Annotated in this window: 25 protein-coding genes; 8 read left to right on the top strand and 17 right to left on the bottom strand. The window is 74.3% G+C overall.

Features of this window, described 5'->3' with window-relative positions:
* A partial coding sequence (locus PKC53_RS16420; RefSeq protein WP_324430550.1) for a sigma 54-interacting transcriptional regulator occupies nt 1-761 on the bottom strand: 761 nt, incomplete at its 3' end.
* A 159-nt stretch (nt 762-920) separates the two neighbouring features.
* Between PKC53_RS16420 and PKC53_RS16415 the strand changes: the two genes are divergently transcribed.
* From PKC53_RS16415 to PKC53_RS16390, 6 genes are all read left to right on the top strand, one after another.
* A complete protein-coding gene (locus tag PKC53_RS16415) occupies nt 921-2,231 on the top strand; it encodes a malonyl-CoA decarboxylase family protein (RefSeq protein ID WP_324430548.1) in 1,311 nt (436 codons plus the stop codon).
* Between the two features lie 54 nt (nt 2,232-2,285).
* Nucleotides 2,286-3,272 (top strand): tripartite tricarboxylate transporter substrate binding protein, encoded by a 987-nt coding sequence (locus tag PKC53_RS16410; RefSeq protein ID WP_324430546.1) that lies wholly within the window; start codon nt 2,286-2,288, stop codon nt 3,270-3,272.
* A gap of 14 nt (nt 3,273-3,286) precedes the next feature.
* Entirely contained in the window at nt 3,287-4,063 is a 777-nt protein-coding gene (locus PKC53_RS16405; protein ID WP_324430544.1) for an enoyl-CoA hydratase-related protein, read from the top strand.
* Between the two features lie 8 nt (nt 4,064-4,071).
* Nucleotides 4,072-5,622, top strand: a complete 1,551-nt coding sequence (locus PKC53_RS16400; RefSeq protein WP_324430542.1) for a malonyl-CoA synthase — start codon at nt 4,072-4,074, stop codon at nt 5,620-5,622.
* Entirely contained in the window at nt 5,619-5,837 is a 219-nt protein-coding gene (locus PKC53_RS16395) for a cysteine-rich CWC family protein (protein ID WP_324430540.1), read from the top strand. Before PKC53_RS16400 ends, PKC53_RS16395 begins: the two co-directional genes overlap by 4 nt.
* Before the next feature lie 73 nt (nt 5,838-5,910).
* Nucleotides 5,911-6,330 carry an OsmC family protein gene (locus PKC53_RS16390; RefSeq protein ID WP_324430538.1) on the top strand — a complete coding sequence of 140 codons (420 nt, stop codon included), beginning with the start codon at nt 5,911-5,913 and terminating at the stop codon, nt 6,328-6,330.
* Between the two features lie 32 nt (nt 6,331-6,362).
* On the opposite strand, the gene PKC53_RS16385 is transcribed toward PKC53_RS16390, so the two are convergent.
* The 11 genes from PKC53_RS16385 to PKC53_RS16335 all read right to left on the bottom strand — a co-directional run bounded on the left by PKC53_RS16385 (nt 6,363) and on the right by PKC53_RS16335 (nt 14,722).
* On the bottom strand, nt 6,363-6,674 hold the full coding sequence (locus PKC53_RS16385; protein ID WP_324430536.1) for a YqjK family protein: 312 nt from the start codon (nt 6,672-6,674) through the stop codon (nt 6,363-6,365).
* 14 nt (nt 6,675-6,688) lie between these two features.
* Nucleotides 6,689-7,090 (bottom strand): phage holin family protein, encoded by a 402-nt coding sequence (locus PKC53_RS16380; protein ID WP_324430534.1) that lies wholly within the window; start codon nt 7,088-7,090, stop codon nt 6,689-6,691.
* Nucleotides 7,091-7,139: 49 nt separating this feature from the next.
* Nucleotides 7,140-7,451, bottom strand: coding sequence for a DUF883 family protein (locus PKC53_RS16375; protein ID WP_324430532.1), 312 nt, complete (start codon nt 7,449-7,451; stop codon nt 7,140-7,142).
* A gap of 173 nt (nt 7,452-7,624) precedes the next feature.
* Nucleotides 7,625-8,398 carry an SDR family oxidoreductase gene (locus PKC53_RS16370; protein ID WP_324430553.1) on the bottom strand — a complete coding sequence of 258 codons (774 nt, stop codon included), beginning with the start codon at nt 8,396-8,398 and terminating at the stop codon, nt 7,625-7,627.
* Between the two features lie 70 nt (nt 8,399-8,468).
* On the bottom strand, nt 8,469-9,692 hold the full coding sequence (locus PKC53_RS16365) for a nitronate monooxygenase family protein (protein WP_324430530.1): 1,224 nt from the start codon (nt 9,690-9,692) through the stop codon (nt 8,469-8,471).
* 195 nt (nt 9,693-9,887) lie between these two features.
* Complete coding sequence (locus PKC53_RS16360; RefSeq protein WP_324430528.1) at nt 9,888-10,295, bottom strand: hypothetical protein; 408 nt, start codon at nt 10,293-10,295, stop codon at nt 9,888-9,890.
* The gene (locus tag PKC53_RS16355; RefSeq protein WP_324430526.1) at nt 10,282-10,815 is read right to left on the bottom strand and encodes a GFA family protein; all 534 of its coding nucleotides are present in this window, start codon (nt 10,813-10,815) and stop codon (nt 10,282-10,284) included. Before PKC53_RS16355 ends, PKC53_RS16360 begins: the two co-directional genes overlap by 14 nt.
* 29 nt (nt 10,816-10,844) lie before the next feature.
* Nucleotides 10,845-11,222, bottom strand: coding sequence for a hypothetical protein (locus PKC53_RS16350; RefSeq protein ID WP_324430524.1), 378 nt, complete (start codon nt 11,220-11,222; stop codon nt 10,845-10,847).
* 74 nt (nt 11,223-11,296) lie between these two features.
* Nucleotides 11,297-12,133 carry a hypothetical protein gene (locus PKC53_RS16345; RefSeq protein ID WP_324430522.1) on the bottom strand — a complete coding sequence of 279 codons (837 nt, stop codon included), beginning with the start codon at nt 12,131-12,133 and terminating at the stop codon, nt 11,297-11,299.
* A 23-nt stretch (nt 12,134-12,156) separates the two neighbouring features.
* On the bottom strand, nt 12,157-13,482 hold the full coding sequence (locus PKC53_RS16340; RefSeq protein WP_324430520.1) for a phosphatase PAP2 family protein: 1,326 nt from the start codon (nt 13,480-13,482) through the stop codon (nt 12,157-12,159).
* A 172-nt stretch (nt 13,483-13,654) separates the two neighbouring features.
* A complete protein-coding gene (locus PKC53_RS16335; RefSeq protein ID WP_324430517.1) occupies nt 13,655-14,722 on the bottom strand; it encodes a class I SAM-dependent methyltransferase in 1,068 nt (355 codons plus the stop codon).
* Nucleotides 14,723-14,874: 152 nt separating this feature from the next.
* Here PKC53_RS16335 and PKC53_RS16330 point away from each other — a divergent pair, with 152 nt between their 5' ends.
* Nucleotides 14,875-15,900 carry a helix-turn-helix domain-containing protein gene (locus PKC53_RS16330; RefSeq protein WP_324430515.1) on the top strand — a complete coding sequence of 342 codons (1,026 nt, stop codon included), beginning with the start codon at nt 14,875-14,877 and terminating at the stop codon, nt 15,898-15,900.
* Nucleotides 15,901-15,916: 16 nt separating this feature from the next.
* On the opposite strand, the gene PKC53_RS16325 is transcribed toward PKC53_RS16330, so the two are convergent.
* Entirely contained in the window at nt 15,917-16,327 is a 411-nt protein-coding gene (locus PKC53_RS16325; protein WP_324430513.1) for a PaaI family thioesterase, read from the bottom strand.
* A 95-nt stretch (nt 16,328-16,422) separates the two neighbouring features.
* Between PKC53_RS16325 and PKC53_RS16320 the strand changes: the two genes are divergently transcribed.
* Nucleotides 16,423-17,130, top strand: a complete 708-nt coding sequence (locus tag PKC53_RS16320; RefSeq protein WP_324430511.1) for an MgtC/SapB family protein — start codon at nt 16,423-16,425, stop codon at nt 17,128-17,130.
* 68 nt (nt 17,131-17,198) lie between these two features.
* Here the strand turns inward: PKC53_RS16320 and PKC53_RS16315 are convergent, their stop codons facing one another.
* The 4 genes from PKC53_RS16315 to PKC53_RS16300 form a co-directional block, all read right to left on the bottom strand.
* The gene (locus tag PKC53_RS16315) at nt 17,199-17,486 is read right to left on the bottom strand and encodes a hypothetical protein (RefSeq protein ID WP_324430509.1); all 288 of its coding nucleotides are present in this window, start codon (nt 17,484-17,486) and stop codon (nt 17,199-17,201) included.
* A 63-nt stretch (nt 17,487-17,549) separates the two neighbouring features.
* The gene (locus tag PKC53_RS16310) at nt 17,550-17,927 is read right to left on the bottom strand and encodes an antibiotic biosynthesis monooxygenase (protein WP_324430507.1); all 378 of its coding nucleotides are present in this window, start codon (nt 17,925-17,927) and stop codon (nt 17,550-17,552) included.
* An 86-nt stretch (nt 17,928-18,013) separates the two neighbouring features.
* Nucleotides 18,014-18,334, bottom strand: coding sequence for a hypothetical protein (locus PKC53_RS16305; protein WP_324430505.1), 321 nt, complete (start codon nt 18,332-18,334; stop codon nt 18,014-18,016).
* Entirely contained in the window at nt 18,331-18,738 is a 408-nt protein-coding gene (locus PKC53_RS16300) for an ankyrin repeat domain-containing protein (protein ID WP_324430503.1), read from the bottom strand. The genes PKC53_RS16305 and PKC53_RS16300 overlap by 4 nt, the downstream gene beginning before the upstream one ends.
* Between the last annotated feature and the right edge of the window lie 312 nt (nt 18,739-19,050).

Here is a 19,050-nt window from a genome sequence, read left to right as displayed (position 1 = left end):
TTGAACTTGCCGTCGCGCCCCTTGCGGTCGGCGCCGGTGTAGGCGCCCGGGGCGACGCCGAAGAACTCGGCCTCGAGCAGGTTCTCGGGCACCGCGGCGATGTTCACGCCGACGAAGGGGCGCGCCGCCCGCGCGCTGGCCGCGTGGATCGCCTGCGCCAGCAGTTCCTTGCCGGTGCCGGTCTCGCCGAGCAGCAGCACGGTGCTGTCGGTGGCGGCCACGCGCCGCGCCTGGCGCTTGACCTCGAGCGCCGCGGCGCTGGCGCCGACGAAGCTGGCGATCGTGTACTTCGGCCGCCGCTGCGCGGCGAGCTGGCGCCGCACCTGGTCGAGCTCGCCTTGCAGGCGCACGAACTTGGTCATCAGCGGCTGCATCGTCGACTCGGGGTGGTCGAGCAGCACCAGCCCGAGCGCGCCGATGACCTCGCCGCGCTCGTCGCGCAGCGGCAGCCGGCTGACGAGGAAGGTGCCGGCCTTGTTGCTGAGCAGGTCGACCAGGATCGGCCGGCCGCTGTCGATGACCTGCGCCATCAGCGTGTTCGGCACCACCTCCTCGACGCGCTTGCCGACGAACTCGTCGTCGCTGTCGAATCCCAGCGCCGGCAGGAAGCGCTTGTAGCCCTCGCTGATCCACACCACGCGATGCGTGCGGTCGACCAGCATCATGCCCATCGTCTCGCGTGCGAACACGTCGAACATGCTGCGCGCGGCCAGTGCGAGCACGCCGTCGGCGTCGGCGGGAAGGGGTGGCAGGCGGTCCATGCGCGTCGTGACGGGAGGTCGCGGGGCGACGCCGGCGACTGTACCCGCCGGGGGCCGCCACGCTGCGCGCATCGGTGTTTGCCCGCGCGCCCCGCCGCGCCGGCGCGGCGACACAATCGCCGCGCGGCACGTGTGGCCGCGCTGCCCCGCCCGCCTGCGATGTTCGACGAGCTTAAGAGCGCCGCGCGCCGCCTGCGCGACGACCACGCGCTGCGCCGCCTGCGCGACGACTGCCGCCGCCTGCTGTCCGAGCGCGGCCAGGGCGATAGCGTCGCGCTGGCCGGCGAGATCGTGCAGCGCTGGTCGGCGCTCGACGACGCCCGACAGGCGGCGTTCTTCGCGCACCTGGCACGCGACCACAACCCCGACCCGCAGGCCGTGCTCGCCGACGCGCAGGCCTACGCCGCCGACCCCGGGCCGGCGCAGCTCGCGCGCCTGGTGCGCAGCGCCGAGCCGCCGCGCCAGGAGCTGCTGCGCCGCCTCAACCGCGCGCCGGGCGGCACCGCGGCGATCGTGCGCATGCGCCGCGCGCTGCTCGCGCGGCTGCCCAAGGACGCGTCGCTCGCCGCCGTCGAGGACGACCTGCTGCACCTGCTGTCGAGCTGGTTCAACCCCGGCTTCCTCGAGATGCGCCGCGTCGACTGGAACGCGCCGGCGCGGCTGCTCGAGCAGATCATCCGCCACGAGGCGGTGCACGAGATCGACGGCTGGGACGACCTGCGGCGCCGCCTGCTGCCCGACCGCCGCTGCTTCGCGTTCTTCCACCCGCAGCTGCCCGACGAGCCGCTGATCTTCGTCGAGGTCGCGCTGCTGCCCGAGATGCCGGTGGCAATCGCGCCGCTGATCGACAAGTCGGTCACCGCGCCGCTCGAGCCGGCGCACTTCAAGGTCGCCGCGTTCTACTCGATCAGCAACTGCGAGCCCGGGCTGCGCGGCGTGTCGCTGGGCAACTTCCTGATCAAGCGCGTCGCGGTGGAGCTGCAGCGCGAGCTGCCGCAGCTGCGCACGTTCTGCACGCTGTCGCCGATGCCCGGCTTCGCCGCCTGGCTCGCCAAGCCGCCGGCGTTCGCGGCGCTGCCGGGCGCCGCCGGCGCGGTGGCCGAGCGCGCGGCGCAGGCGCACGCCGCGCTGGCCGCCGCCTGCGACGGCAACTTCTCGCGCCTGCACGCCGCGGCGGCGCTGCGCGCGCTGCCCCCCGCGGCGGCGCAGGCGCTGACGCGGCTGGCGGCCGTGTACCTGGTGCACGCCACGCGCACGCCGCAGGGCGACCCGGTGGCGCGTTTCCACCTCGACAACGGCGCGCGGCTCGAGCGGCTGAACCCGCTGGCCGACCTGTCGCGCCGCGGCCTGAGGCAGTCGTGCGCGATGATGGTCAACTACCTGTACGACCTCGACCGCGTCGAGGCCCGCCACGAGGGCTTCACGCGCGGGCGCATCGCCACCGCCAGCGTCGTCGCGTCGCTGCCGTAGGCCCGCGTGCGCGCCGTCCCCGACAATCCCGCCGACCCGACCAGGAGATCCCCGATGTCCGACCCCCGCCCCGTCTTCGCCCGCCGCCCGCTGCTCGCCGCCGCGGCGCTCGCCCTCGCCGCCCCCGCGGCGTGGGCGCAGGGCTGGCCGACCAAGCCGGTGACCATCGTCGTGCCGTTCCCGGCCGGCGGCGGCACCGACGCGTTCGCGCGCCCGCTGACCGCGGCGATGACGAAGAACACCGGGCGCCAGTTCATCATCGACAACAAGGGCGGCGCCGGCGGCACGCTCGGCGCGTCGATCGCCGCCAAGGCCGCGCCCGACGGCTACACCATCTTCATGGGCGCGGTGCATCACGCGATCGCGCCCAGCATGTACCCGAGGCTCGACTACGACATCGTCGGCGACTTCGTGCCGGTCGGGCTGGTGTCCAGCGTGCCGCAGGTCATCGTCGTCAACCCGCAGAAGGTGGCCGCGAACACGCTGCCGCAGCTGCTCGAGCACATCCGCCGCAACCCCGGCCGGCTGAACTACGCGTCGGCCGGCAACGGCACCTCGCACCACCTAGCCGGCGAGCTGTTCAAGCTGCAGACCAACACCTTCATCACGCACATTCCGTACCGCGGCGCCGGACCGGCGCTGCAGGACCTGATCGCCGGCCAGGTCGACATGATGTTCGACGGCCTCGGCTCGTCGGCCGGGCACCTCCGCGGCGGGCGCATCAAGGCCATCGCGGTGGCCGCCGACAAGCGCACCGGCAGCTTCCCCGACCTGCCCACCGCCGCCGAGGCCGGCGTGCCGACCTACAAGGTCGCCACCTGGTACGGCATGTGGGCGCCCAAGGGCACGCCGAAGGACGCCGTCGAGCGCATGCAGGCCGAGATGCGCAAGGCGCTCGAGTCCGACGAGCTGCGCGCGCAGTGGGCGCAGCTGGGCACCGAGACGCCCAACCTGTGGGGCGACGCGTTCGGCGCCTTCGTCGCCGCCGAGGTCAAGCGCTGGGCCGAGGTGGTGAAGTCGTCGGGCGCGAAGCTCGACTGAGGACGCGAGCCGAGATGACCGGGCACGTCCGCCTGCATGCCGCCGACGCGCAGGGCGTCGCGCGCGTCGAGATCGACCACCCCGGCAAGCTCAACGCGCTGAGCGTGGCCATGTGGGGCGAACTGCGCGACGTGTTCGCGGCCGTCGCCGAGGTGTCGCCGGCGCCGCGCGCGGTGATCGTGCACGGCGCCGGCGGCGCGTTCGTCGCCGGCGCCGACATCGAGGAGTTCCCGCGTTTCCGCTTCGACGAGGAGGCGCTGCGCGGCTACCACGACAGCCTGGTCGCGCCGGCGCTGCGCGCGATGCTCGACGTCGACGTGCCGCTGATCGCCGCGATCGAGGGCCCCTGCGTCGGCGGCGGGCTCGAGGTGGCGGCATGCTGCGACCTGCGCGTGGCCGGGCGCGGCGCGCGCTTCGGCATCCCGGTGGCGCGGCTGGGCTTCCCGGTGGCGCCGCGCGAGGTCGAGCTGCTGGCCGAGCGCATCGGCGTGCCGCTGCTGCGCGAGCTGCTGCTCGAGGCGCGGCTGCTCGACGCCGACGAGGCGCGGCAGCGCGCGCTGGTGCAGCACGTGGTCGACGACGACGCGGTGCTGCGGGAAGCGCAGGCGCTGGCGCGGCGCGTGGCGGCGCTGTCGCCGCAGGCGCTGGCGCTGAACAAGCAGGTGCTGCGCCAGGTCGCGCAGGGCGGCACGAACGCCGAGCTGCGCGAGCGCTTCTTCGCCTATGCCGACAGCCGCGAGCACCGCGCAGGCCTCGCGGCCTTTCTCGACAAGCGAGAACCGAAGTTCTGAGCCCCCCGATGAAGAACCACAACCTGTTCGTCACGCTGCGCGAGGCCTTCCCGGCCGAGCTCGACGCGGTCGCGGTCGAGACCGCCGACACGCCCGAGCCGCTGCACTACACCTGGCGCGACCTCGAGCGCGGCACCGCGATGATCGCGAACCTGCTCGACTCGCTCGACCTGCCCGCGGGCAGCCGCATCGCCGCGCAGGTCGACAAGAGCGTCGAGGCGCTGATGCTGTACCTCGCGGTGCTGCGCGCCGGCCACGTGTACCTGCCGCTGAACACCGCCTACCAGGCCGGCGAGATCGAATACTTCGTCGGCAACGCCGAGCCGGCGGTGGTCGTGTGCACGAAGCGCAACTTCGGCTGGGTCGGCCCGATCGCGTTCGCCGCCGGCGTGCAGCATGTCTACACGCTCGACGACGACCGCAGCGGCAGCCTGCTCGAGCGCGCCGCGTGGCACGGCGACGTGCACCGCCCCGCGGTGGCGCAGCCCGACGACCTCGCGGTGATCGTCTACACCAGCGGCACCACCGGGCGCAGCAAGGGCGCGATGCTCACGCACGAGAACCTGCGCAGCAACGCGCTGGTGCTCAAGGACTGCTGGGGCTGGAGGAGCGCGGCAGAAGGCGGCGACGTGCTGATCCACGCGCTGCCGATCTTCCACGTGCACGGGCTGTTCGTCGCGATCCACGGCGCGCTGCTCAACGGCAGCAAGATGATCTGGTTCGCCCGCTTCGATCCGAAGGCGGTGGTTGCGCGGCTGCCCGAGGCCACCGTGTTCATGGGCGTGCCCACGCTGTACGTGCGCATGCTCGGCGAGGCGGCGCTGACGCGCGCGCAGTGCGCGCACATGCGGTTGTTCGTCTCGGGCTCGGCGCCGCTGCTGATCGAGACCTTCGACGCCTGGCGCGAGCGCACCGGCCACACCATCCTCGAGCGCTACGGCATGAGCGAGACGGTGATGCTCACCTCCAACCCGTACCGCCCCGAGTCGGCGCGCCGCGGCGGCACGGTAGGCCTGCCGCTGCCCGGCGTGCAGTTGCGCGTGCGCGACGACAAGGGCCAGCCGGTGCCCAGCGGCGAGGTCGGCGGCATCCAGGTCAAGGGCCCGAACGTGTTCAAGGGCTACTGGCGCATGCCCGAGAAGACCGCCGACGAGTTCACCGACGACCTGTGGTTCAAGACCGGCGACGTCGGCCGCTTCGACGCCGACGGCTACGTGACCATCGTCGGGCGCAGCAAGGACCTGGTGATCACCGGCGGCTACAACGTCTACCCCGCCGAGGTCGAGGCGCTGATCAACGAGCTGCCCGGCGTCGCCGAGAGCGCGGTGGTCGGCGTGCCGCACCCCGACTTCGGCGAGGGCGTGATCGCCGTCGTCGTGCCCCGACCCGGCGCCGCGCTCGACGGCGCGGCGATCGTCGCCGCGATGAAGGGCCGCATCGCCAACTACAAGGTGCCCAAGCAGGTGTTCGTCGTGCCCGAGCTGCCACGCAACCAGATGGGCAAGGTGCAGAAGAACCTGCTGCGCGAGCAGCACCAGCGGCTGTTCCAGCCGGCGTGAGCGACGCCGCCGCGCCGGCCGACACCTGCCCGCGCTGCGGCGGCGGCTTCCACTGCGGCGCGCACGACGCCGCGCCCTGCGCCTGCACCGCGCTGACGCTCGACGCGGCGACGCTCGCCGCGCTGCACGAGCGCTGGCAGGGTTGCCTGTGCCTTCGCTGCCTGGCGGCGCTGGCCGCCGGCGCGCCGCTGCAACCGGCGCGCGATGCCCCTTGACGCGGGCGGGTGCATCGCACACGCCGCCCGCGCCTTGGCATCATCGGCGCTCCGTCGACCCGAGGAGACCGCGATGACCACCCGCCAATCGTCCGCCGAATGGAACGGCTCGCTGAAGGAAGGCGCCGGGCGCATGCGCCTGGGCAGCGGCGCCTACGAAGGGCCGTACACGTTCGCGTCGCGTTTCGAGTCGGGGCCCGGCACCAACCCCGAGGAGCTGATCGGCGCCGCGCACGCCGGCTGCTACTCGATGTTCCTGTCGGCGCTGCTGAGCAAGGCCGGCACGCCGCCGAAGAGCGTGCGCACCACCGCCACCGTGCACCTCGGCGACGGCCCGACGATCCACCTGATCGAACTCGACACCGTCGCCGAGGTGCCTGGCGTCAGCGAGGCCGACTTCCTCGCGCACGCCGAGGCGGCCAAGCAGGGCTGCCCGGTGTCGAAGGCACTTGCCGGGCCGGAGATCCGGCTCCAGGCGCGCCTGGCGACCTGAGCCGCGAACCTCGACTGGCCGCGCGACGCGCCCTAGCGCGGCACGGCCACCGCGCGCAGCAGCCGCTGCGCGCGGTGCCACAAGCGCCAGCCCCACCACAGCCGGCCGCCCCAGCGCAGCACGCGCCGCGGGCGCAGCAGCAGCAGCGTCGCCAGCGCACCGAGCGGCCACTCGGGGTGTTCGCGCAGCCAGCGCACGCCGGCGCGCGCCTCGTCGGCGATCGCCAGCGGCGTTTCCAGCGCGCGTGCGTGCAGGTGCAGCGACAGCCGCAACTCGGCGCTGCGCAGGCGCAGCAGTTCGCGGCGCAGCTGCAGTTCGCGCCGGCGCTGCTCGAACAGGGCCACGACGCCGCCCGGGGTCAGGCCGACGCGCCGGGGTCGCGGCCGGCCAGCGCCGCGCGGTCGCGCCGCAGCTCGGCCAGGCTGGCCTCGAACGGGCCGCCGCCTTCGCGCAGCCGCGCGCGCGCCGCGCGCCAGGCCAGCGCCGCGCCGCCCAGGTAGACGAGCACCACCGCGCCCAGCGCGGCGAGTCGGTGCTCGTCGAACAGCAGCACGACGAACACCGCCAGCAGCACCATCGCGATGCCGAAGGCCAGCATCGCCACGGCGAGCCAGGCCAGCGCCTCGAGCACGCGCAGCTTTTCCTGCTGCAGCTCGGTGGCCAGCAGTTCGAGCCGCACCTCGACCAGCTCGGCGGCGCTGCCGAGCACGCGGCGCAGCGACGCGAACAGGCCGGGTGGGCGGGGGGCGCCGTCGCTCATCGTCGCGATCGGGTCGGGGCGCGCGGCGCGACGCGCGCCCGGGCCGGCGTCAGCGCCGCCCGATCAGCAGGCCGACCAGCAGGCCGAAGCCCGCGGCGACGCCGATCGACTGCCACGGGTGGTCGTGCACGTAGTCGTCGGCCTTGTGGCCGGCGGCCTTCGCGCGCTCGATGGCGGTCTCCTGCAGGCGGTGCAGGTTGTCCTTGGCCTGCAGCAGGCGCACGCGCACGCGGTCGCGCAGTTCGGTGGCCTCGGCGCTGGCGTCGCCGGCGCTCATCTTCAGCAGTTCCTCGGCGTCGTGGATGACGCTGCGCAGGTCGTTCACCAGCTTGTCGCGTTGCACGTCGGTCAGTTCGCTCATCGGGTCCTCCGGGTTCAGGGGTCGGGTTAGACCTTATCCGGCCGTCGCGTTCCCTGCAACGCGAAGCGCAGATGTCTCAGGACGAAGGTCGGCCTTCGCGCCGTCCAGGCCTGGAGCCGCGGCGCTGGGCTACGCCCCCCTGGCCCTCGCAGAGCTCGGGCCCTTCGCGGCGCTCAGCCCCTGCCCACGAAGGGCATCTTCGTGGCCATGATGGTCATGAACAGCACGTTGGCGTCCGGCGGCAGGCGCGCCATGTGCACCACCGCGTCGGCGGCGTGCTGCAGGTCCATCACCGGCTCGGGGCGCAGCGAGCCGTCGGCCTGGCGCACGCCGGCGGTCATCGCGGCGGTCATCTCGGTGGCGGCGTTGCCGATGTCGATCTGCCCCACGGCGATGTCCCAGGCGCGGCCGTCGAGCGCGCAGGCGCGCGTCAGCCCGGTGATCGCGTGTTTCGTCGCGGTGTAGGCCACCGAGCCCGGCCGCGGCGCGTGCGCCGAGATCGACCCGTTGTTGATGATGCGCCCGCCGCGCGGGTCCTGCGCCTTCATCACGCGGAACGCCTGCTGCGTGCACAGGAACGCGCCGGTGAGGTTGGTGTCCACCGCGGCGCGCCACTGCTCGACCGGCAGTTTGTCGGGGCTGGCGCCGGCGGTGAACACGCCGGCGTTGTTGAACAGAAGGTCGACGCGGCCGAAGCGCCGCACCGCGGCGTCGAACAGTGCCGCCACCGAGTCGGGCTGCGTGACGTCGGTGGGCACCGCCAGCGCGCGCTCGGCGATGTCGTCCCAGGGATCGCCGGCCGCGGCGATCGCCGCCTGCAGCGCCGCCAGCCGCCGCCCGGCGTAGACCACGCGCCAGCCGTCGGCGATCAGCGCCGCGGCGCTGGCCGCGCCGATGCCGCTGCCCGCGCCGGTGACGATGGCGATGCGGTCGTGGTGGGCTTTCATCATGGTGGTTCTCCGGCGCTGCGACGCACCGCCGCAGTGTGCCACCGCGGCTTGCGCCCGCCGGTCGGGCTCAGGCCGGCTGCGCGGCCGGCGCGGGGCTGAGCAGGCGCTCGACCAGCTCGCGCACGCTGCGGATCTGGTCGCCGAACGGCAGCGCGCCGACGCCGCGGAAGAACAGCCCCTTGGCGGTGTCGCCGCGCATCGCGGCGGCCAGGTGGTGGTCGATGCAGAACTGGCCCCAGCCGACCAGCCCGTCGCGCAGCCCGCACTGCGTCAGGCAGTCGAAGGCCTTGGTGCAGCGCTCGCGCACCCGCGCCACCGTCTGCAGCTTGGGCTCGAGCTTCAGGTAGCCCTTGAGCCACGGCGTGAGCACCGCGCGCGCCGGCAGCCCGGCCACGCTGGTGAACTCGACCATGTCCTCGTCGCGCGCCTGCGCGAGCACGCGCTTGAACTCGGGGTGCGCGTCGCCTTCGGTGGTCACCGCGAACGGCGTGCCCAGCTGCACCGCCGCCGCGCCCAGCGACTGCAGCCGCGCGATGTCCTCGAAGCGGCGCACGCCACCGGCGGCGATCAGCGGGATCTCGCGCTCGATGCCGGCCTTGTGCAGGAATTCGCGCACCTCGGGCAGCACGCGCTCGAAGTCGAAGCGCGGGTCGTCGACGTCGGCGATCTTCGCCGCACCCAGGTGGCCGCCGGCCAGCCGCGGGTGTTCGATGACGATCGCGTCGGGCAGGCGCTTCTTGCGCTCCCACTTCTTGACCACCAGCGCCACGCCCCGCGAGTCCGACAGGATCGGCACCAGCGCCGTGTCGGGGTGGTCGGCGGCGAGGTCGGGCAGGTCCAGCGGCAGCCCGGCGCCGACGACCACCGCGTCGATGCCCGCCTCGAGCGAGGCCCTGACCTGCGCCGCGTACTCGCCGACGGCGCGCATCACGTTCATCGCCAGCAGCCCCAGCCCGCTGGCGCGCTGGCGCGCCGCCGACACCTCGCGCCCCAGCGCCTCGAGGTTGGCCGCGTCGATCGCCGCCTTCGACGCCGCGGTGTCGACGCCGCGGCCCTCGAGCGCGCGGGTGCGCTCCATCAGGTCGGGGTGGTGGCGGCGCAGGTCGACCGAGCTGATCGTGCCGACGCCGCCGAGCGCGGCCACGCTGCCGGCCAGCCGGTGCGCCGACACGCCCACGCCCATGCCGCCCTGCACGATGGGCAGCAGCGTGCGCCCGCGCAGGCGCAGCGGCGCCAGCCCGCTGCGCTGGAGCAGCGCGGCGATGGCGGGGTCGATCGAAGGGAATTCCATGGCGTGGCCTGACGGGGGCGAACCCGTGAGGCTACGGGTGACACCGCACCATGGTCTTGACCGAAGTCAGTGCGCGGCCGATCGGCGGCGCAGCCCCGGCCCCCCGAGCCACGGCCGAGACGCCTGCCAGAACGCGCGTTCCTCGACGCCGAGCCGCAGCGTGCCCAGCCCGGCCTCGACGCGCGGCGCGCCGGTTCAGCCGCCCGCCGCGCGCAACGTCAGCTGCACCGGCACCGTCTGCACGTGGCACTCGTCGGCGCCGACGACGACGCTGGCCGACGCCGGCAGGTGGCCCGGCTTGGTCGCGTTCAGCACGAAGCGGCCGGCCACCTCGTAGGCGATCGCGCAGGGCGCGGCGGTCTCGCAGCGCACGCGCTGCACCGCGCCGCCGTCGACGCTGAAGTCGACGTCGTAGCCCGCCAGCGGCGCACCGCCGCCGTCGACCGCGGTGAGCAGCACCGACGCGCGCGCCTCGGCGGTGCACACCGGACCGTCGCCGCCGCCGCAGCCGGCAGACACGGCCGCGATGGCCAGCAACGCCGCGAACGCGGTGCGCGACAGCGCCGGCGCGCGGCGCAATGACGGGTTCTCAGGCATCTCCATCGGTTCTCCTCGCCAGTGCGGCCCGGTAGGCCTCGATGCGCGGCAGCAGCGCGCGGCGGCGCTCGAGGCTGGCCGGCGACCACACCTCGTCGCGGTCGTAGTACGCGTCGAAGGCGCGCGCGCCCGGCGGCAGCACCACCCAAGGCTGCTTCGACGCGGTGAAGATGTGCACGTCGGGCGGCAGCCGGTCGGGGTCGTCGAGCGTGCCCACGCGAACGAAGCGCGTCAGCGGCCCGGCGCCGGCGTAGTGGCTCCACACCGCCACCCTGCAGCGCAGGCAGCGCGCGATGCGCTGGCCGAGCCCGCTTTCGGACGGCGTGTCGACGATCTCCGGCTCGATGCCGAGGTGCGTCACGCGGTCGGACTCGATCATCGCGTTCAGCGCGAACGCCGAGCCGGTCTCGCGCTGGCACCAGCGGCAGTGGCAGCAGTGCACCACCAGCGGCGCGGTGTGCATGCGGTAGCGCACGGCACGGCAGTCGCAGCCGCCGTCGGCGGGAAAGGCCACACCGGGTGTCATGACGGCGCTGCTGGCGACACGGCCCGCCCTCAGAACCGCACGTCGATGACCATCACGCAGCCGCGCACCGTGCCGCGGGCCGGGGCACGGTAGCGTGCCGCGTGCTGCAGCGCCGCCGCGTCGTACAGCCCGGTGGGGCTGCTGGCGGCCACCGCCACGTTGCGCGCCACGCCGTCGACCACGTCGTAGCGCACCGCCACCCAGCCGCTTTGCCGCCGGGCCATCGCCGCGTCGGGGATCGCGCTGGCCGGGAACGGCTCGGCCGCCGGCAGGTTCGCGGCCAGGCATTCGGGCGAGCTGTGCGGCAGCCTGGACCGCGCCTCGTCGATCGGCACGTGGCGGTCGGCGGGCGGCGTGGCGCAGGCGACGAGCAGCAGGCTCACGGCGAGCGACGGGATCGGCTTCATCGGCATGGCAGGGTTCGGCGTTGGCGACGACCGGTGCAAGCCTACAACCGTTCGACCCGGCCGGCGCCGTTCGATCAGGGCTGCAGCCCGGGCGCCGCGGCTCGCGCGCGTCGCGCCGCGGGCCACCCCCCGCGCCGATCGATGCACAGGTACAGCGCGCGGCCGACGCCCGCGCCGACGATGCCGAGCAGCGCCACGCCGCTCCAGTCGATGCCGTCGACGCCGGCGCCGCGCCACAGCCGCAGCGCCGGCAGCAGCAGCGTGAGCGCCGCGCCACCCTGCGCGGCGACGGCGAGCACGACCGGCTCGGCGCCCGAGCGCGGCCGCCGGTGCGCCGGCGTGCCCGCCACGCTGCACAGCGCCGCGATCGACGCGGCCACCAGCGCGAACTCGGCCGGCGCCCGCCACACGACCGCCGCCACGCCGCCCGCGGCGCCGAGCGCGGCGCCGACCGCGTGCGGCGCCGGCCCGCTCGAGAGCCAGTCCCAGGCCAGCAGCGCCGCGCCGCCCACGCCGACGACGAAGCCGGCGAACGCCACGCCGCCGGCGCGTGCGCCGAGCCACACCGCGCCGACGAAGGTCACCGCCAGCGGCAGGCTGGCCTGCGCGACGGCGCGCAGCGCCGGGTCGTCGCGCGACGCGGCGAACGCCGACGGCACGAACGGCAGCGTGGCGCTCAGCAGCGACAGCCCGACGAGCCAGCCGGCGTGCCGAAGCAGCGCGAGGCGGCGCGTCGGGTCGCGCAGCCACGGCGCGAGGAAGCCCGCCGCCAGCGTGGCCTCGAACACCGCGAGCGCGATCACGCCGCGGCCACCGGCAAAGCACTGCAGCACGAGGCACGACGCACCGGTCAGCGCCGCCAGCGCGGCGATGCCGGTGGCGTCGGCGCGACGCCGGCGCGACCCGTCCACGGCCCCGGCTCCTGCGGCGTCGTTCATCGCCGGGGCGCGAGCTGCCGGGCCAGCGCCTGCTGGCCGATCTGCTCGCCCAGCCGCAGTCCCGCCGTGGTCGCGAAGCGGAAGTGCAGTCCGGCGCGCACGCGCGAATCGGCGTTCTCGGCGGCCGCGGCGGAGAAGCTGGTGAACGTGCGTGCCGGCGTGGCGGGCGCCGCGGTCGGCGAGGCCATCGTGAAGCGCACGCGGTCGCTGCCGAACGTGCCGGCCAGCACCACGGCCGCCGCGGCCCCCAGCGCGCTGTGCGTCGACGGGTGGTCCTGGATCGGCGGCGTGGGCAGCAGCGGCGCCCAGGCCGCGTCGGCCAGCGTCGCCGCGTTGCCGTCGCGATCGGCCTGCCGGATCGCGGTGACGGGGCGCCAGAAATCGTAGTGCATCTTGCTGTCCCAGCCGGCGATGTAGGCGTCGGCCATCACCGCGTTGAGCAGCGCGAAGGTGCGCGCGCGCTGCCACAGGTCCTGCGGCCGGTCGCGCGCCACGACACGCGCGATGCGGTTCCAGCCGATGTCCGAGAACTCGTACCAGTAGGCGGCGTACTGCGTCTGTTCGGCGCTGCGCCGCGCGTCGGCGGCCCGGCTGCCGGTGGACTTCACCTCGTCGAAGGCGGCGGCGTAGGCCGCGCTCGTCAGCGCCGGCGGTGCGGCGACGCGGAACTGCTCGGGGGCGCGCAGCGTGAACGGCTTGACCGCGCGCCAGTGCGGCGCGGCGATGAAGTCGAACCCCGGCGTGAACTGCCAGTCGCCGGGGCGCGTGCCCGGGGTGTAGGCCTCGTCGGCCCGGCTGCCGTCGTCGCTGCGTGCCGCCAGCATCGCCGCCGCCGCCGCGGCGCCGACCTGCCTGCCCTGCTCGACCGCCGCGCCGGGGCCGGCGTCGAGCAGCGTCGCGTGGAGCGCCGGCCGCACGAGGCCCGCCTGCTTCGGGTACAGCGCGACGAGCACGTCGTGGGCCGCCACCGCGGCCGCGACGGCGGCGTCGACGCTGCCGCGCGGCGCGGCGCCGACGGCGGGCCGGTAGGTGTGCGCGTGGTAGCGCGGTTGCGCGGCGTTGACCGCGTCGTGCATCGCCAGGTGCACCATCGCCAGCACGCGCGACGCGGCCATCGGGTTGGCGTAGCCCTCGGCGGCCTTGATGACCTGGTGCGTCTGCAGGTTCCAGTCGATGACGACCTGGTCGCAGCGGTCGGCGCACCAGGCGGCCGCCGAGGATGCGGCCGGGGACGCGGCCTGCGACGGCGAGGCGATGGCGGCGAGGGCGGCGACGGCGGCGGCAGCCAGCGCGCTGCGGTGGAAGCGGATGAACGTGGACATGGTGAAGCTCCTTCGGGGAGGGACGGATCGGGTCCGGGGGTGACGACGGCAACCCGCGGGCGAGCGCGGCCCGGCGCGCGGGCGCGTCGGGCGCGCCGCCGGCAGGACGGGCACGCAGTCGCCGGCCGCGACGCGGGTCGAACCGCGGCCGGCGCGGGCGCGGTCGCGGGCGCTAGCGGCGCACTTCGAAGATCAGGTTGAACGGCGTCTCGGCGGCGCGCCGGAAGTGCGTGAAGCCGGCCTTGCGGAACACCTCGGCGAGCCGCTTCGGCCCGGCCTGCGCGCCGAGCACGAGCTTGCCGCCCTCGGAGATCGCGTGCGCGCAGCAGATCAGCGTCGAGCCGCCGTAGTACAGCCGCCCGACCGGGTTCAGGTTGTCCTCGACGCGGTCGTGCGCGAACGGCTCGACCAGCATTACCGTGCCGCCGGGCGCGAGCACCTCGGCGGCGTGGCGCGCCGCGGCCACCGGGTCGCCGAGGTCGTGCAGCGTGTCGAAGAAGCACACCAGGCCGTAGCCGTGGTCGGGGTAGTCGCGCGCGTTCGCGACCTCGAACGTCACGCGGTCGGCGACGCCGGCTTCGCGCGCGAGCTCGCGCGCCGCGGCGATCGACGCCGCGTGCGTGTCGAAGCCGTGCAAGCGCGAGTTCGGGAACGCCTGCGCCATCAGCAGCGTCGAGTGGCCGTGGCCGCAGCCGATGTCGGCCACCGCGATGCCGGCCTCGAGCTGCGCCACCACGCCGTCGAGCGCCGGCAGCCACTGCGGCACCAGGCTGGCCTTGTAGCCGTTGCGGTAGAACGCGGCCACGCCGCAGGCCATGCGCGGGTCGTGCTCGCCCCAGGCCACGCCGCGCCCGGTGCGAAACGCCTCGAGCGCCTTCGGCTCGTCGGCCCACATGGCCGCCGGCATCTCCCACGCGGGCGGCAGGTAGAAGGGGCTGTCCTCGTCGGCCAGCACCGCGGCCTGTTCGGGCGCGAGCTCGTAGGTGTCGCTCGCGGCGTGGTAGCCGACGTAGCCGCCGGCGGCCTGCGCGTTGAGCCACTCGCGCACGTAGCGCTCGGCGCAGCCGGCGCGCCGCGCGAGCTCCTTCGCGCTCAGCGGGCCGGCGCCGGCCAGCGCCTTGTACAGGCCGAGCTTGCTGCCGATGCTGACCATCACGCCGACGTAGCCGGCGGTGAGGTCGCCGACGGCGTGGGCGACGAAGGCGTCGAGCCTGGAGGTTTCGCTGACGGGGGTGTCCATCGTGGGGGCTCCGGTGGGGTGTGTGGATGACGGGGGAATCGTCGTCGCACGCGCCCGCGAAGGGCAGAGCCGGAATCGCCCGCAATCGGTCCGTTCGTGCCACGGCGGCGAACGATGCAGGCCCGCTAGACTGCACCGCGCAAGGAATCGGCATGAGCGCATCCCCCCTGCACGTGGCGTTGCTGGCGCTGCCCGAGGCGGCGGTGTCGACGCTGGCCGGGCTGTTCGACGTGCTGCGCGCGCCCGGCCGCCCGGGCGGCCTGCCCGGCGCGGGCGACCGCGCCGGCGCGCCGCCGGCGTTCCGCGTCGAGGTCGTCGGCGAGGCCGCCGGCCCGCTGGCGCTGGCCAGCGGCGTGCCGTTCCCGGTGCAGCGCGCCGTCGACGACGTCGAGTCGTGCGACATCGTCATCGTGCCGTCGGTGTTCGTCACCGGCGCCGGCTGGGCCACCGGCCGCTACCCCGGCCTGGTGCGCTGGCTGCGACGCATGCACGAACGCGGCGCGCTGCTGTGCTCGGCCTGCTCGGGCATCTTCCTGCTCGCCGAGACGGGGCTGTACGACGGCAAGGACGCCACCGTGCACTTCGGCTACGCGCGCGAGTTCGCGGCCGCGCACCCGTCGGTGCGCATCCACCCGCAACGCGTGCTGGTGGTCTCGGGCGCGCGCGAGGAACTGGTCAGCTCGGGCGCGTCGAACACCTGGCACGACCTGGCGCTGTACCTGATCGCCCGCTTCGTCGGCGCCACCGAGGCGCAGGAGGTGGCGCGGCGCTACGCGCTGCAGTGGCACCAGGACGGGCTCGCGCCCTACATCACCTTCGAAGGCCGCACCGACCACGGCGACGCCGAGATCGCCGCGGCGCAGCGCTGGCTGGCCGAGCACTTCTCGGTGGCCAACCCGGTGGAGGCGATGATCCGGCGCTCCAAGCTGGCCGAACGCACCTTCAAGCGGCGTTTCACCGCGGCCACCGGCCTGACGCCCATCGACTACGTGCAGCGGCTGCGCGTGGAAGACGCCAAGCGCCGGCTCGAGCGCACCGACGCGCCGGTCGACGAGGTCAGCTGGCGCGTCGGCTACGAGGACGCGGCCTTCTTCCGGCGCCTGTTCAAGCGCACCACCGGCATGGCGCCGGGCGCGTACCGCAGGCGCTTCAGCATCCCCGAGTTCGCGCGGCGCTGAACGGCGCCGCCGGCGTTCAGCCGCGCGCGTCGAGCACCAGCTGCGTCTGCGTGACCACCGCGCACAGCCGGCCGTCGGCGTCGGTGACGGCGGTCTGCCAGACCATCGTCGAGCGGCCGCGGTGCAGCGCGGTGCACTCGCCGCGCACCGTGGTGCCGGCCTTCGCGCCGCGGATGAACTTGGTGCTCGAGTCGGTGGTGGTGGTCGACTGCCCCGCGTCCAGGTTGAGCACCGTGCCCACCGCGCCCAGCGTGTCGGCGAAGGCCATGACCGCGCCGCCGTGCAGGATGCCGCCGACGGTGCACAGGTCGGCGCGCACCGGCATGCGCGCCACCACGCGGTCGGGCGCCGCCTCGACCAGCTGCACGCCCATCAGCCCGGGCAACAGCGGTTCGAGCAGCGCTTGCAGCGAAGACAGGTCGGTCACGCGCGCCCCCGTTGTCAGATACTCGGCCGCGATGATCGCAGCGGCCGCGGCGCGGGCCAAGAACCCGCACGGCCCCTGCCCGACGCCCGACCCCGATGCTCGATGCGCTGACCCCCTCCGCCGACGACCTGGAGATGCTGGCGCGGCTGCTCGCCGCGCTGGTGGCCGGCGCGCTGATCGGCTACGAACGCTCGTACCACGGGCGGCCGGCGGGGTTCCGCACGCACGCCATCGTGTGCACCGCGTCGAGCCTGCTGATGCTGGTGACGGTGTACGAGTCGCACTGGGTGCGCGCCACCGCCGACCTGGTGCGGCTCGACCCCACGCGCATGGCCCAGGGCATCATGACCGGCATCGGCTTCCTCGGCGCCGGCGTGATCGTCAAGGAGGGGCTGTCGGTGCGCGGGCTGACCACGGCGGCGTCGATCTGGATCACCGCGGCGATCGGCATCCTGGCCGGCGTGGGCTTCTACTTCCCGCTGGTGGTGTCGGTGGTGCTGACGATCGTGATGCTGTCGGTGTTCCGCTGGATCGAGGCGCTGATGCCGACGCAGGCCTACTACCACTTCGAGGTGCGCTTCGCGCGCGGCTCCGACATCACCGAGGCGGCGCTGCGCACGCTGCTGGAAGGCCACGGCTTCAGCATCGCGCACTTCAGCTACCGCTACGACGCGCAGGACCGCGTGCGCCGCCACGGCATGGTGCTGCGCACCAGCGACCGCACCAGCGCCGCGCGCCTGTCGCAGCGGCTCGAGGCCAGCGACGCGGTGGTCGAGTACCGCATCACCCCGTTCGGCGACTGAGCGCCGCGGCGCGGCCGCGCGCCGTCAGCGCGCCCTCATCGCGCCGTCATCGCGCCGTCATCGCACCGTCAGCGCGCGATCTTGCGTTCGATGTCCCACACCACGCCCGAGCGCAGCGTGATGATGGTCAGCGTCTGCGCGTCGCGGTGGTGCGGGAAGTACGTCCAGGTCTTCACCTCGGGCCGGCCCTTGACGTTGCTGACGAAGGCCTCGTGGTCGGGCTTGCCGATGCGAAACACCACCTCGCCCTCGGGCATGCCCTTGCGGATGAAGCTGCGCTCGCGCGCGTCGACGGCCAGCGCGCCGGCGGCCGACACCGCGGCGACGACCCCCACGAACACCCTGACCCACGGCATCGACGGCTCCCTGCGGCTGCACGAAGCGCCGATGCTACGACGCCGTGCGCGGGCGCGGCGGCGTCAGCCCTGGCCGGCGCGGCGGATGCCGCCTTCGGCCAGCTCGAAGAACTGCGGGTTCAGCGACGCCATCGGCGCGCGCAGCTTGTCGAGCTCGGCCGCCGGCGCGTGCACTTCCAGGCGCACGATCCTGGCGATCTTCAGCGCCTCGCCCAGCAGGTCGCCGACATTCTTCAGGTGCGCCAGCACGGCGTCGGCGTCGTCGTAGCCCTCGCGGCAGTGCGCGGTATGCCCCGAGTACGAAAACGCGTAGTGGCGGCACCCGGGCTCGGAGCGCGTGCGTTCGACGAAGCGGGGGCCGAGCGCCTGGAACGCGGCGAGCTGGTCGGGTTGCACCTCGAAGTACGGCACGAGGGTGCAGCAGGTGTCGTGGTCGAACATGGCTGCCTCCGGTCGGCGGTGGGGGACGGGAGCGCGCATTCTGTGCGCGCCGGCCCCCTGCGCGCCAGCCCTGCGCGCGGCGCGCACTAGGGCTTGCCGGACAGCGTCTTCCTGTGCTTCGCGACCACGAAGAACCCCAGCGCGTACAGGCCGAAGGCGAACGGCCCGATGGAAAACAGGCCCACCGAGAAGATGCCCGCCGAGAACACCCCGACGGCGAAGGTGCCGGCGGCGAACACCCCCGCCGCGAAGTGCCCCGCGGCGAACACGCCCAGCGCGAAGTCGCCGGCGGCGAAGTAGTCGGTCACGAACGGGCCGGCCGAGAACGGGTCGGCGACGAACAGCACGCCGGCGAGCAGCAGCACGACGGCCAGCGCGACGCCGGCGTAGAACTTCGCCATGCTCACGGGCCCCTGCGCAGCGGTCGCGCGGAGGTACCGGCAGCCGCGCTCGCGCCGCTGCGCGGCAGCCACCGGCCGAACCAGCCGCGCCGATGGGCGGTCGGCGCCGCCGGGCGCTCGGCGCCCAGCTCGACCAGGCGGTCTTCCACCCGCGCCAGCCCGGCCTGCCGCGCCGCCTGCACCGGCGTCAGGCCGTCGAATTCCGACGGCAGGTCGGCCAGCGCGCCGTGCTCGAGCAGGTACAGCGCCACCGCTTCCTGCCCGGCCAGGATGGCGCCCACCAGCGGGGTGGACAGGAACTCCGGGTGCGCGTAGTTCACGTCGACGCCGCACTTCACGTGGTACTCGACGAGCGCGAGGTCGCCCTCGCAGCCCGCGTTGAACAGTTCTTTCCAGTTTCCGCCGGACATGCGCTGGCCTCGTGGTCGGGTTCGGGTGCTGCCGCACTGTAGGTCAGCGGCGGCGCGGCCGCGAGCGCGGCGCGATGAAAGCCGGGCCGGCGCGACGAACGGCGGCGTGGTGGTCACCGTCGTTCGAGGCGAGCCGCGCGGTGCGCCGTATCGGGCGAGCGTTCAGGCCGCAGCGTTCAGCACCTCAGGTCACGGTATCTCGTTCGCGACTCCAGCAGGCTTTCTTGGGCGGCTTCGAGTGCTTCTTTTGTCGCCGACCGGAACGTGTCAATGACTTTGCGTCACCGTGCTTCATGAATTTACTGTGGAAGC

This window comes from Azohydromonas sp. (assembly GCF_035325925.1).
GTDB lineage: Bacteria > Pseudomonadota > Gammaproteobacteria > Burkholderiales > Burkholderiaceae_C > Calidifontimicrobium.
Note: the sequence above shows the minus strand (reverse complement) of the source record. Positions and strands in the feature narration are given on the sequence as shown.

Bases quoted from the DNA above. Each gene is read 5' to 3' on its own strand.
- PKC53_RS16300 (WP_324430503.1), bottom strand. From the start codon at position 18,738: ATGTCCGGCGGAAACTGGAAAGAACTGTTCAACGCGGGCTGCGAGGGC.
- PKC53_RS16415 (WP_324430548.1), top strand. From the start codon at position 921: ATGTTCGACGAGCTTAAGAGCGCCGCGCGCCGCCTGCGCGACGACCAC.
- PKC53_RS16410 (WP_324430546.1), top strand. From the start codon at position 2,286: ATGTCCGACCCCCGCCCCGTCTTCGCCCGCCGCCCGCTGCTCGCCGCC.
- PKC53_RS16360 (WP_324430528.1), bottom strand. From the start codon at position 10,295: ATGGAGATGCCTGAGAACCCGTCATTGCGCCGCGCGCCGGCGCTGTCG.
- PKC53_RS16365 (WP_324430530.1), bottom strand. From the start codon at position 9,692: ATGGAATTCCCTTCGATCGACCCCGCCATCGCCGCGCTGCTCCAGCGC.
- PKC53_RS16405 (WP_324430544.1), top strand. From the start codon at position 3,287: ATGACCGGGCACGTCCGCCTGCATGCCGCCGACGCGCAGGGCGTCGCG.
- PKC53_RS16380 (WP_324430534.1), bottom strand. From the start codon at position 7,090: ATGAGCGACGGCGCCCCCCGCCCACCCGGCCTGTTCGCGTCGCTGCGC.
- PKC53_RS16400 (WP_324430542.1), top strand. From the start codon at position 4,072: ATGAAGAACCACAACCTGTTCGTCACGCTGCGCGAGGCCTTCCCGGCC.
- PKC53_RS16370 (WP_324430553.1), bottom strand. From the start codon at position 8,398: ATGAAAGCCCACCACGACCGCATCGCCATCGTCACCGGCGCGGGCAGC.
- PKC53_RS16330 (WP_324430515.1), top strand. From the start codon at position 14,875: ATGAGCGCATCCCCCCTGCACGTGGCGTTGCTGGCGCTGCCCGAGGCG.
- PKC53_RS16320 (WP_324430511.1), top strand. From the start codon at position 16,423: ATGCTCGATGCGCTGACCCCCTCCGCCGACGACCTGGAGATGCTGGCG.
- PKC53_RS16355 (WP_324430526.1), bottom strand. From the start codon at position 10,815: ATGACACCCGGTGTGGCCTTTCCCGCCGACGGCGGCTGCGACTGCCGT.
- PKC53_RS16335 (WP_324430517.1), bottom strand. From the start codon at position 14,722: ATGGACACCCCCGTCAGCGAAACCTCCAGGCTCGACGCCTTCGTCGCC.
- PKC53_RS16390 (WP_324430538.1), top strand. From the start codon at position 5,911: ATGACCACCCGCCAATCGTCCGCCGAATGGAACGGCTCGCTGAAGGAA.
- PKC53_RS16350 (WP_324430524.1), bottom strand. From the start codon at position 11,222: ATGAAGCCGATCCCGTCGCTCGCCGTGAGCCTGCTGCTCGTCGCCTGC.
- PKC53_RS16340 (WP_324430520.1), bottom strand. From the start codon at position 13,482: ATGTCCACGTTCATCCGCTTCCACCGCAGCGCGCTGGCTGCCGCCGCC.
- PKC53_RS16310 (WP_324430507.1), bottom strand. From the start codon at position 17,927: ATGTTCGACCACGACACCTGCTGCACCCTCGTGCCGTACTTCGAGGTG.
- PKC53_RS16375 (WP_324430532.1), bottom strand. From the start codon at position 7,451: ATGAGCGAACTGACCGACGTGCAACGCGACAAGCTGGTGAACGACCTG.
- PKC53_RS16315 (WP_324430509.1), bottom strand. From the start codon at position 17,486: ATGCCGTGGGTCAGGGTGTTCGTGGGGGTCGTCGCCGCGGTGTCGGCC.